The organism is Bifidobacterium cuniculi, from assembly GCF_000741575.1.
GTDB lineage: Bacteria > Actinomycetota > Actinomycetes > Actinomycetales > Bifidobacteriaceae > Bifidobacterium > Bifidobacterium cuniculi.
Window position 1 is genome coordinate 23,500 of the sequence record NZ_JGYV01000028.1, and the last position, 11,781, is coordinate 35,280.

General features: G+C 67.3%; 9 protein-coding genes. 3 read left to right on the forward strand and 6 right to left on the reverse strand.

All coding sequences use genetic code 11. The features are described 5' to 3' along the window. Positions 1-78: 78 nt before the first annotated feature. The 3 genes from BCUN_RS10130 to BCUN_RS10140 form a co-directional block, all read right to left on the reverse strand. Positions 79-2,559 (reverse strand): tetratricopeptide repeat protein, encoded by a 2,481-nt coding sequence (locus tag BCUN_RS10130; RefSeq protein WP_051921040.1) that lies wholly within the window; start codon positions 2,557-2,559, stop codon positions 79-81. A gap of 297 nt (positions 2,560-2,856) precedes the next feature. Further along, positions 2,857-4,056 (reverse strand): pyridoxal phosphate-dependent aminotransferase, encoded by a 1,200-nt coding sequence (locus BCUN_RS10135; protein ID WP_033518754.1) that lies wholly within the window; start codon positions 4,054-4,056, stop codon positions 2,857-2,859. 122 nt (positions 4,057-4,178) lie between these two features. After that, complete coding sequence (locus tag BCUN_RS10140) at positions 4,179-5,057, reverse strand: putative ABC transporter permease (RefSeq protein ID WP_033517880.1); 879 nt, start codon at positions 5,055-5,057, stop codon at positions 4,179-4,181. A gap of 103 nt (positions 5,058-5,160) precedes the next feature. On the opposite strand from BCUN_RS10140, the gene BCUN_RS10145 reads away from it, so the two are divergent. The 3 genes from BCUN_RS10145 to BCUN_RS10155 all read left to right on the forward strand — a co-directional run bounded on the left by BCUN_RS10145 (position 5,161) and on the right by BCUN_RS10155 (position 8,083). After that, on the forward strand, positions 5,161-6,357 hold the full coding sequence (locus BCUN_RS10145) for a DUF2974 domain-containing protein (RefSeq protein WP_033517882.1): 1,197 nt from the start codon (positions 5,161-5,163) through the stop codon (positions 6,355-6,357). Between the two features lie 191 nt (positions 6,358-6,548). After that, positions 6,549-7,196, forward strand: coding sequence for a TetR/AcrR family transcriptional regulator (locus BCUN_RS10150; protein ID WP_033517884.1), 648 nt, complete (start codon positions 6,549-6,551; stop codon positions 7,194-7,196). Between the two features lie 29 nt (positions 7,197-7,225). Beyond that, positions 7,226-8,083 (forward strand): mechanosensitive ion channel family protein, encoded by an 858-nt coding sequence (locus BCUN_RS10155; protein ID WP_051921041.1) that lies wholly within the window; start codon positions 7,226-7,228, stop codon positions 8,081-8,083. Positions 8,084-8,108: 25 nt separating this feature from the next. On the opposite strand, the gene BCUN_RS10160 is transcribed toward BCUN_RS10155, so the two are convergent. The 3 genes from BCUN_RS10160 to BCUN_RS10170 all read right to left on the reverse strand — a co-directional run bounded on the left by BCUN_RS10160 (position 8,109) and on the right by BCUN_RS10170 (position 11,589). Beyond that, positions 8,109-9,149 (reverse strand): CPBP family intramembrane glutamic endopeptidase, encoded by a 1,041-nt coding sequence (locus BCUN_RS10160; RefSeq protein WP_081895674.1) that lies wholly within the window; start codon positions 9,147-9,149, stop codon positions 8,109-8,111. Between the two features lie 106 nt (positions 9,150-9,255). Beyond that, positions 9,256-10,317, reverse strand: coding sequence for a DUF4854 domain-containing protein (locus BCUN_RS11660; RefSeq protein WP_051921042.1), 1,062 nt, complete (start codon positions 10,315-10,317; stop codon positions 9,256-9,258). Positions 10,318-10,455: 138 nt separating this feature from the next. After that, complete coding sequence (locus tag BCUN_RS10170; RefSeq protein WP_152598196.1) at positions 10,456-11,589, reverse strand: D-alanine--D-alanine ligase family protein; 1,134 nt, start codon at positions 11,587-11,589, stop codon at positions 10,456-10,458. Positions 11,590-11,781 lie beyond the last annotated feature (192 nt).

Genomic DNA, 11,781 nt, shown 5'->3' on the forward strand with positions numbered 1-11,781 from the left:
CGGTTCCGTGGTCAGGTATGACGATGCGCCCGGCATCGGCCGGGCGCCCGTCGTCCTGCTGTCTTGTCGTCCTGTTCGTTACGCCTCGTGCTCGCCCTTGCGGAAGGCCTCGGCGTCCTCGACGCCGTAGCGCAGGGAGCGGCGCAGGCTCGGCAGGACGTCGCCGTCCTGCAGGGTGCCCAGCAGCCACACGGCCTCGTCGGCGGCCAGCGGGAAGCCGGCGTCGACCAGGCCGATCGCGGCCTTGGCCAGCAGGTCCTGGTTGGCCTTCGACGGCGCGAAGGGGATGCCGTGGGCGCGCAGGATGTGCTGGGCCTCGTCGACTTCGGGCAGCTGGCGTCCGGGCGCCATCTCGTCGATCAGCTCGTGGGCTTCCTGGCGCGCCATCTCCGTCAGGTGGCATTCGGGCAGCGCCAGCACCATGGCGTAGCATGCGAGCGCCGCCTCCAGGTCCTTCATCTGCCACAGCGCGTAGGCGAGGCGGTAGTACATGAAGGTCACGTCGAAGGGCATCATGGCGATGTCGAGGCCCTTGATGAGCGCGTCGGCGGCCTTGGCGTAGTCCTCGGTCTCGGCGGCGGTCAGGGCGAGCTCCATGTAGCCCTTGGCGGTGGTGGGGCCGATGGCGGCCAGCGCGTGGCCCTGCGCCTCGGCGCGCGCCATGTCGCCGGTCTGGTCGCGGTACAGGCGGCTCAGGGACAGGTGTGCCATAAACAGGCCGTCGGGCATCTTCTGGTAGCGGGTATCGGCGTTGCCAGGCAGGCGGTCGACCATGAGGCGCATGTAGGGGTGCTCGCAGTTGAGCGGCACGCGGCCGGCCGGTTCGGGCAGCGACGCCTGCAGCTGCATGAGCGCGTTCTCCGTCTCGAGGACGGCGGTGGCGGGCGAGTCCTCGTTCTGCTCGGTGATGGCGAAGACGTCGGCCAGGCTGATGGCGCCGTCGTCGTGCATCACGTCGAGCTCGCAGGCGCGGTCGGCGCGCAGCAGCGCCTTGAGGTCGTCGGGCAGTTCGCGGGTGTCGCGCCACAGCGGCACGTGCTTGTCATGCAGCGCGGCGGGCACCGGCAGCGGCTCGATGGCGGTCAGGCCCCTGTCCGGCCCGAAGGCGATGGACTGGCGGGCCGGCTTGAGCAGCGCCAGCAGCGCGGCCGGGTCGTCGTCCTGCTCGAGTTCGTTGACCTGGTCGTTGAGGTAGGCGGGCAAGGTGCCCAGCTGGAAGGGGATGCGGTCGAAGCCGAGGGACAGCACGCGCGCACCCTCGAGCGAGCCGAGGCAGCCGGTGACGTCGACGCCGGTGACGGACACGCCGGAGATGAAGGCGGCGTCGGCCACCAGGCCGGCCAGGCGCAGCGCGTAGGCGGCGGCATGCGCCGGACGGCTGGCGCGCACGTCCTCCCAACCCTTGTCCCACAGCTGGCTCGACGGGCACATCAGCGCCGTCGGCACGGTGAACAGGACCGCCATCTTGCCGCTCGCCGGGTCCACCTCGCAGCGGTACTCCAGGCGGTAGGGCAGGATGAGGCGCTCGCAGATCGTGGTGAAGCGCGTCATGGTGTCCCACACGCCGCCGCGTGCCGCGGTGGTGCCGCGCAGTTCCTGCAGACGGTTGGTCATGTCCGCGCAGGACTCGACGAACCTGACGTGCTCGTCGAAGTCGTGCAGGCCATGCAGCCCGGCGAAGAAGCACTGCTGCTCGTTGAGGGTGGTCAGCAGCGCCATGCCATTGTCCTGGCGGCCGGCGGAGCGCTCGCAGTCGGCCATGCGGTTGAGCGCGGCCTCGACGGCGAGCACGACGTCACGCTGCAGGCCCTGCACTTCGTCGGCGTCGAAGCGGATCCAGAACATGCCGGTGGACAGGCGGATGACGTCCATGGAGTTCTCCGCGGCGATCTGGCGCAGCTCGCCGGCGCCGGCTTCGACCAGCTGGCGGGCGGCGTAGCGTTCGAAGGGCGTGGCGGTGGCGGCGTTGGTGGTGCCGCGGTAGATGACCATGTCGACGGCGTCCGGCAGCGGGTGCTCGAGGAAGACGCGCAGCATCTCGCCGATGCGGCCCGAGCCGGCGCCCGGCTGCTCGCCGCGCTCGACCGGCTTGAAGACGTTCGCATACCACAGGGCGGCCAGGAACTGGGCCTTCGGCCAGCCATGCTCGCCGTAGATGCCCAGGTCGGCGGAGCAGCTGAGGGCCTCGAGGTCCTCGGGGCCCGCCTGCCGGTATTCGCCGACGGTGATGGCACGGGTTGCATCGGTGGGGCTCGCCACGCGGATCGCGCCGGTGTCCGGCTGGTCGTCCCACGGGTCGAGGTGCAGGTCGGCCTGGCCGGACGGGACGCCCTCGAGCGGCGCATCCGTGGAGTAGACGGCGCCGGACGCGGCGAGCCAGGCGAGGATGCGCACCTTGCGCTTGCCGACGACCTCGACGAGGTAGCCCAGGCCCTGGCCCTTGGGCTCGACGATGTCGGTGCAGATGCCGAAGGTCTCGCTGGCGCGCTGGCCCGGCAGGTCCTTGAGCTCGCGCAGGTGATGGATGAGGGGAAGCTTGATGATCGCATTGTCGGCCATGTGGTCGGGTCCTTTCACCTCGTGTGGTCTCATGTCGTCTCGGGCGCGCGCCATCGCGCAGATGGACCCCAACCTAGCATGCACACGATTGCAGCGCAACGGACGTACTGCATGTCGGCACGAGGCTTTCACATGAGGTTCCCGGAGCGATTGGTTTCAGGCCGGGTACGCTCCGTATGGAGGCCAAGGCGCCCTATGTGATTGCTTCCGCTTGAGAAATATCACGAAAAACGAGAGATTTCTCAAGGGAGACCTACCACATAGGACGCCTTGACCTCCATACGGAACACGGCCGCCTCACGCAGACTGACGCCCGTAGCGCTCGTGCATGAACACCTTCAGCCGCCCGATCGCACGCTCCAGCTGCTCCGTCTCCATGCAGTAGGACAGGCGCATATGGCCGCCCACGCCGAAGGAGTCGGAAGGCACCAGGAACAGGTCGTACTCCATCGCCTGCGTGCAGAACTCCAGGGCGTCCTCGGTGGGCGTCCTCGGGAAGATGTAGAAGGTGCCGCCGGGACGCTCCACCTCGAAGCCGAGCTCCACCAGCGCATCGTAGATGAGGTTCATGTTGCGCTCGTACACCGACAGGTCGCTCGTCTCGTCCACCACACGCGCCACCGCCAGCTGGATGGAGCTCGACGGGCAGTTGTGGCCGATCGTACGGCTGATCTGCGCGAAGACCGGCACCATGAGGTCCGCATCCGTGGCACGCGGGTTGACGGCCACGTAGCCGATGCGCTCGCCGGGCAGCGACAGCGACTTCGAGAAGGAGTAGCAGGTGAGCGTGTTGTCGTAGTACTTCGCCGGGAACAGCTGGTCGGCACCGTCGAAGACGATCTCGCGGTACGGCTCGTCGCTGATCAGGAAGATGTCATGGCCGTATTGCGCGGCCTTGCGCGCCATGAGGTCGGCCAGCCTGCCCATGGTCCGCGCCGTGTACACCACGCCGGCGGGATTGTTCGGCGTGTTGATGAGCACGGCAGCCACCCTGTCGGTCAGCATGCGCTCGGCGGCGTCGAAGTCGATCTGCGCGCCGTCCGCAGCCGCCGGCACCACGGTCAGTTTCGCGCCGGAGCCCTCGATGTAGGGGCGGTATTCGGGGAAGTAGGGGGCGAAGGTGAGCACCTCGTCGCCCGGCTTCGTCACCGCACGCACCGCATGGGCGATGGCCGCGGTCGCGCCGGAGGTCGGGAAGACGTGGTTCTCGGTGTAGTCCATGCCGAAGCGGCGGTTGAGGGAGTCCGCCACGGCCGCGCGGAACTCCACCAGGCCCACGGAGGGACTGTAGCCGTGCAGTTCGTAGGGGTCCCGCGTCTCGTACAGGTCGACCATGGCGTCCGTGAACGCCGGCGCGCACGGCACGTTCGGGTTGCCCAGCGAGAAATCGAAGACGTTCTCGGCGCCGATCTCGGCGCGGCGTGCGCTCGCCGTCTCCGCGATCTGCCGGATTACGGACTTCTCGGACAGCATGGCCTTGTAGTGTTCGTTGATCATGCCCCCAGCCTAGTGCACGCCCCTGCCGGCCGCAGGTTTCCTGCCCCTGGCCCGCCTTCCTAGATTTTGTTCAAAAAATGAACAATTTCTCGGAAGGGCGGAGAGGCAGGGGCCAGGGGCAGCTACGCGTCCGCACCATGCCGGCGGTACTTCGCCAGCTGTTCGCGCACCTGGTCGAGCAGGTGCGGGTCGCGCACGTCGGCGCGCATGGTCGGGAAGGCGTCCACCCAGCGACGCTGCTGCCCGGTGAAGCGGTCGTGCACCCTGTGCGCCAGCTCGCCGCCGCGCTCGCGCACCGCGCCGGTCGCCTCCTCGAGGCGCTCCTGCACGCGTGCCTCCACGGATTCGTGGGCGGCGCGCGGCTGGACGCCCAGCTTCGCCTCGGCACGTTCGATGCGCTCGTCGGTGGCGGTGATGTGCACGTCCATGCGGCCGATCTGCCGCTGCTTCCACGCCTTGATGTCCCCCTCGACCTCGCCGAGGCGCGAGCGCATGCTGACCAGGCCGGCGATCGTGACCGCCACGTCCACCATGAGCAGCGCGAAGAGGATCCACGACAGCCAGTTGACCAGCACGGGCGGCCATGAGTCGAGCACGCGCATCACCTCGGGCTGCACCCAGAACTTCACGACGGTGCAGCCGGCGGCGAAGAACAGGAATCCGTTGAGGTAGACGCGGCCGTTGATGTTGAAGGGCTTCTTCGAATAGTCCCACAGGCGCATGTGGAAGAGCTTCTCCACGCCCCAGCTGGTCACGTACTCGAGGGTGCAGGCGAGCACGCCGCTGGTGAGGAACACGGCGAGCAGCGAATGCTCGCCCTCCAGGGCGAAGATGGCAATCACGGCACCGAAGCCGTAGATCGGGCACAGCGGCCCGTTGAGGATGCCGCGGTCGACGAAGCGTTTCTTCATGGCGATGTTGAGCAGGGTCTCCCACAGCCATCCGACGAAGCTGTAGAGCAGGAACCACAGGAAGACCTTTTCCAGGGCGAGCATAGTCATGCTCGCTAGGCTACACGAGCGTGCGGGCCTTGCGCCGCGGGCGTGCCGCGTCCCCGGGTGGAGCGGCGGCCATTACAATGGGGGCGACACCGGAGGAGCGACCATGGGCACCATACTTGACTACGCACGCGAGGAGACGCGCAGCTTCTCCGAGTACCCGTTCCACGTGGCCGACGCCCTGGTCTTCGCCCAGCTCAGCTATGACCTGATGCCACCGGACGTGCCGCGGGTCCGCACCCTGCTGGAGCATTACCGTTCCCTGCCCAACCGGCTGCGCGGCTTCGACCTGCGCCACCCCGGCCGTTCGCTCAAGGCGCTGGTGCGGCCGCCCTTCGACGGCCCCGGGCTGCGGCAGGTCGAGGAGGAGCTCGCCACCTACGAGCGTGACCATCCGTACATAGAGGAGCATGCCGGCTTCGGGGAGCCGGCCACCGACCGCGCCTTCTACCGTTCCCTGGGGCACAATCCGCGCTTCGCCTCGGTGCAGGTATCCGCGGCGGAGGAACGCTTCGACATGGACCAGCAGACGCAGTACGCGGCCGAGACCTTCCGGCTGCCCGACGGCATGCTGGTGCTGGCCTTCCGCGGTACGGACGACTCGCTGGTCGGGTGGAAGGAGGACTTCAACATGGCCTACCAGTATCCGGTGCCGGCCCAGCGGCAGGCGGCGGACTACCTGGAGGACGTCGCGGGCCTGTGGGACGGCCCGCTCGTGCTGGCCGGCCACTCCAAGGGCGGCAACCTGGCGGTGTACGCGGCCATGAACGCGCCGGACAAGGTCAAGGACCGCATCACGCACATCTACTCCTTCGACAACCCGGGCTTCACCCAGGACGTGGTGCGCAGCTACGAGTACGGCACGATCGTGGAACGCATCACCAAGGTGGTGCCCGAGGCCTCGATCATCGGCATGATCCTCGAGTTCTCCCGGCGCGAGCACCTCATGGTGGTCAAGTCGGACGCAGAGGGACTGGGGCAGCATTCCTGCTTCAGCTGGCTCATGGACGGCGACCGCTTCGAGCTGGCGGACGGCCTGTCCGAGCATTCGAGGACCTTCAACGGCGCCATCAACTCCTGGCTGACGGGCATGACGCAACGCCAGCGCGAACACGCGGTGGATGCGCTGTTCCGCGTCCTGGGGGCGAGCGGCCTGGCGAGCACCACCCAGCTCATGGCGGCCGGCCCGCGGGCGATCCCGGGCATGCTGGGCAGCTACGTGGGGCTGAGCGGCGAGGAACGCAAGTACATCAACCAGGCACTGTGGATGCTCGCCACCGCCACCTGGGGTGCCCGGCACTGAGGGACCGAGGGAGGACATCCCCCGCCCCATGTCCCCTGCTGTTCGCCCCCAGCCCACGGCATGGGCCGCACAGGGGGCCTCCCGATACACTGGAAGGGAGAGATTGGCGCATATGCGCACACGTACGGCCGTTCACCTTCCGAAGGTTCCTCGCGGATGGCCGTGACGTCAGTATCAAAGGAGCGAAACACATGCCCAGGCCACGTCACGACTCGGAGGTCCTGCCCGCCAAGCAGCGGCTGGAAAACTCCTTCTGGTCGTTGCTCCAGGACGAGGACTTCACCAAGATCACGGTCACCGAGGTCGTACGCGACGCCCAGGTGAACCGCAATTCCTTCTACTACCACTTCTCCGGGCTGCCAGAGCTTGCCGATTCCGCAATCATGCACGAGGTGGAGCGCACCCCCGACCTGGGGTGGACGCACGACGGCACCGACCCGATCATGGGATGGCGCCACTACGTCACGTATGTCCTCGCCGACCCCGAGCAGCGGCAACGCATCGAACGCCTGTCCATGCTCACCGGACAGCATGGCTGCACCGACCTGACCGACTCCCTCCACGACTTCATGCTGCTCAACCTCATGAGCCTGGCGGACCTGGACATGCAGACCGCCACCACCAAGCAGCGGCTCATCGTCGACTTCCTCGTGAGCGGCATGATCGGCATCCTGCGCAACTGGCCGCAGCTCGCGGACACCCTGACGCCCCAGGACCTCATGGACGACGACATGGCCATCCTCATGGTGGGCCTGAACCTGAGCCTGACGAACGACACCGCGATGCCCTACTGGGACACGGTGTTCACCATGGGCGAGGTCCCCGGCCGTTCCCGCTGACGTCCGCCGCGCCGTGGCGAAGGCCGACTATGCTGGATGGCGTGACGACCCTCGCAACGCAACAAGACATCCTCGACACCGTCGGCCTGTGGTTCAGGACGAACGCCAGCAAGCTCATCTACCTGGCGGTCGTTTGCCTGGTGGCCTTTGCCTGTGCGCGCCTGATCACCAAGGTGCTCCGCCGCGTCCTGGACCGCTCCCAGGTACCGGACGCGTCCATCTTCGTGAACTTCGCCCGCGTGCTGGTGTGGGTGGTGGCCCTGACCCTCGTGCTCAAGCCGGTCTTCGGCATCTCCCCCACCACCCTGTTCACCGCGCTGGGCATCGGCGGCGTGGCGATCTCCCTGGGCCTCAAGGACTCCATCGCGAACACCATCTCCGGCTTCCAGCTCATGTTCTCGCACGTGCTGCAGCCCGGCGACCTGGTGACCATCTCGGGCGTGACCGGCGAGGTGACCGACATCACCTGGCGGCAGACCATGGTGCGCGAACGCAACGGCAACATCATGATGATCCCCAACTCGGTGCTCAACACCACCACCCTGGAGAAACTCAAGCCCGCCAACGAGGCCATGGTCACCATCCCCTTCACCGCGAAGCCCGGCGTGGACACCGACAAGCTCACCAAGCAGCTGCTGGAAACCATCGACGACGCCGCGCGCGACCTCATGGACCCCAAGCACGGCCCGTCCGTGAGCTTCACCGGCTTCTCCCCCAGCGGCGTGACCGGCAACATCGTCGCCTACGCCAAGTCGCACACCACCCTGAGCGCGCTGACCGACGCCGTGACCCGCTCCATCGCCGCGAAGGCCCTGTTCACCGACCTCGCCGCCAGCGGCTCCGGCCGAGCGAAGGACATGGTGATGGAGCCGTCCTCCTCTTCCTAGAAAAGTCACGGAAAAACGAGATTTCTCAAAGCACCGACAGCAACGTACCCGCCACGCCGATCACCAGGAAGACCACCATACCCACGTTGCCGAAGACGACGCCGCCGATCGAGCCATGCGGCAGCTCCACCGGCGCCGGGTAGAAGACGAAGCGCCTGCGCTGCACGATCAACAGCACCAGACCGGCGATGAAGGCCGCCAACATCACCAGAGCGAACAGCAGCATCGGCACCATCGAGACGACCTGTGAGCCGGTCAGCTCGGCCGTCTCCGCCGCACCCAACGCACCGGAGGCCTCGGCACGTTCCAGCACCCAGGGCGCCACCACGCCGCCGACGGCGTTGATGGCCATGTGCATCGCCACGCTGTAGCGCAGCGCGCTGGTGCGCAGGTACACGTAGCCGAACATGAGGCCCAGCGCGAAGGCGTAGAAGAACTGGTACATGTTCACGTGGAAGAGCGCGAACAGCAAGGCGGAGACGAGCATCGCGGGGCGCTCGCCGTAGCGGCGCAGGCGGCTGAGCACCTGCTTGCGGAACAGCCATTCCTCGAACAGCGGCGCAAGCACGACCACGGCGACGGTCGAGATGAGCCATTCGCCGATGCTGGTACCGCCGACCATGTCCTCGATGCGGTTGGTGGAGGTGCCGAACTCGCTGGCGACGAGGTTGCCGACGATGCTGCCGCCGTACATGAGCGGCACGCACATGAGCAGCAGCACCAGGAAACGGCCGATGGGCAGCCGGTAACGGCGCGTGGGCTGGACGGGCGCCGTGCTGAGGATGGCGTAGCCGACGGGGATGGCGACGCAGTAGAGCACCACGTCGTTGACGACCAGGGCCAGCCAGCTGGAAAGCACCGGCGTGCCCATCCACATCGGCACCAACCGCTGCAGGGCGGCGGTGAGGGTGAGCCAGATGCCGATGGTGACGGCGATGCCCAGGCCGATGCGCGAATAGGCGCGCTTGGCGTGGGCGATGGCCTGTGCCCAGGCCTGCTGCATGGCCTGCCAGGACGGGCCGGGCTGGCTGGGACGGTTCGGGGGTGGTACCGGCATTGGGTTCATGGGCTGTGGCTCCTTGGCTCGATGTGGTCCCGAATATACCACGTGCCGTCAGGCAGCGATGGGTTCGCTGCCTGACGGCACGGGATGCCACGGGACCTACCGTGGCTTACTTGTAGGTCTCGTTGTATAGCGTCTTGCCGTCGCCGTCCACGATCTTCAGCTGCATGGCGGCGTCCGGGAACATCTCCTGCATCTCGCCGGCCTGCTCCTTGAGCTCGGGTTCGAGTTCCTCGACGAGCATGTCGGACATCATATCGGCAGTCGAGCCGGTGAAGTCGTCCAGCGCGAGGTCGAAGACCAGCGTGTTGCCGGTGGCGTAGATGTCCATGTTCACGCCGTCGGGCATCTGGTCGGACAGCTTGGCGAATTCCTCGTCAGCGTTCGTCAGCTTCAGGAAGTCCTCCAGCGTGTCGCCGGTCAGGTCGTCGTCGAGGTCCTCGAAGGGATCGTCGATGTCTGTCGTCGGCTCGTCCGTGGGGTCGGTCTTCGGCGACGGGGCCGGGTCGCTCGTGGCGGGCACCGAGCTCGACACGCTCGGCGACGCGGTGGGATCGGCCTTCGCGTCGTCGTTGCCGGTCAGGGCGATGATGCCCCACACGATGAGGGCAATCGCCACCACGGCGGCGACGATGACGCCGGCGATGACGCCGGGGTGCAGCTTCTTCTTCGGTGCGCCGCCCGGCTGCGGCTCGTAGCCGTTCTGCGGCGGGATCTGCGGGGGCATCTGGCCGTACTGCGGCTGCTGGCCGTATTGCGGCTGACCGTAGCCGGACAGCTCCGTGGTGGGCTGTTCCTGGCCCTGCCCCGACTGCACGACCTGCGGCTGGCCGGGCTGGCCTGGGTAGGCACCCGCGGGCGGCTGGCCGTAGGGCGGCATCGCCTGCGTGGGATCGGCCGGCGGCTGGCCGTAAGTCGGCGCCGGCTGTCCGCCGTAGGGGAAGGGCTGTTGACCGGTACCGGTCAGCGGCTGCGTGGCGTCGACGGGAACCGTCCGTCCCGGCGCGGGGAAGGCCTGCGTGGCGTCGGGCACAGCCGACTGTCCGTAGTTCAGCTGCGAGGGGAACTGCTGGGGCGCCGACGTGTTGTCATCGTTGGCATGCGGAACTGGCGATGACTGATAGGGGTTCGACGGCGTCGATTGCGTGCCGTTGTCGTACGGATTGCTCATATGCTCGCTCCTGTGTGGCTTGGCAAATACAAAGTCGTTAAGTCACACACGTTACTCCATGCAACCGTTGGCAACAGGGGGTGTCCACGAGATGGGCGCATCCACGTCACCGTGCGAGACGGGCGTGCGCCCATGCAGTCAGGCCAGCGCCCCCTCCAGCAGGGCGGTGATCAGCTCGCCGTAGCCGATGCCCGTCGCGCCCCACGCCTTCGGGTACATCGAGATGGGCGTGAAGCCGGGCATCGTGTTGATCTCGTTGACCATCACCTCGCCGCCGGGGGTCACGAAGGTGTCCACGCGGCTCAGGCCGGTGCCGTCCACCGCCTCGAAGGCGCGCAGCGCGACGGAGCGGACTTCCTCGATCAGGTCGTCGGGGATGTGCGCTGGGACCTCCACGTGGCTGGCCTGTGCGTCCATGTACTTGCTGTCGAAGTCGTAGAACTGGTCCTCGTCGTGCTTGTCCAGCACGATCTCGCCGGGCAGGCTCGCCCGCGGCGCATCCGTGGAACGCGGACGCAGCACCGCGCACTCGATCTCGCGCGCGTCGATGCCCTGCTCCACCAGCACGCGCCAGTCATGCAGGCTCGCCTCATACACGGCGGCCGCCAGTGCCTCCGGGTCGTCCGCGCGCTCCACCTTCGTCACGCCGAAGCTCGAGCCGGCGCGCGACGGCTTCACGAAGAGCGGATACTCGAGGCCTGCCTCGTGCACCAGGTCGAGGAAGGCCTCGCCGTCGTGCGCGAACCGCGTCGCCGCGTCGTACTTGCGGGTGTCGAGGGTGATGCCCGGCGCCACCGCGATGCCCGCGGACGCCAGCAGCACCTTCGTGTAGTGCTTGTCCATGCAGGCGGCGCTGGCCAGCACGCCGCAGCCCACGTACGGCACCTGCATCATCTCGAAAAGGCCCTGGATGGTGCCGTCCTCGCCGTTGGGGCCGTGCAGCACCGGCAGCACCACATCGATGTGACCGAGCGACTCCAGCGTGCCGTCCGCATTGCGTGCATGGAAGCCGTCCTGGCCTTCGCCGATGCTGAGCACCACGTCACGAGACCCCGCGGTGCGCAGCACCTCCGGCAGCCCCTTGTCGAGGTCCCAGTCGCGCGGGTCGTCGCCGTCGACGATCCACTGGCCGTCGCGCGTGATGCCGATGAGCACCGGCTCGAAGCGGTCGGTGTCGAGCGCCCGCAGCACGTTAGCCACGGAAATGCAGGAGATGGGATGCTCGTCGGCCTTGCCGCCGTACATCACAGCCACACGGATCTTGTCGGTCATGTTCGTCATTCGCCTTCCAGGAAAAGCCACGGATGCGCACTAGTCTACGACGTGTGGTGGTCGAATCCTCCTTGCGTTAAAGCGGGCACCGGGTCGGGGTCTTTCCCCGAATTAAAGCGGGCACCCGGTCGGCGGTGAATCGCCACTTAAAGCGGGCACCGGCTTGAAGAACTTTGGTTCTTCAAGCCGGTG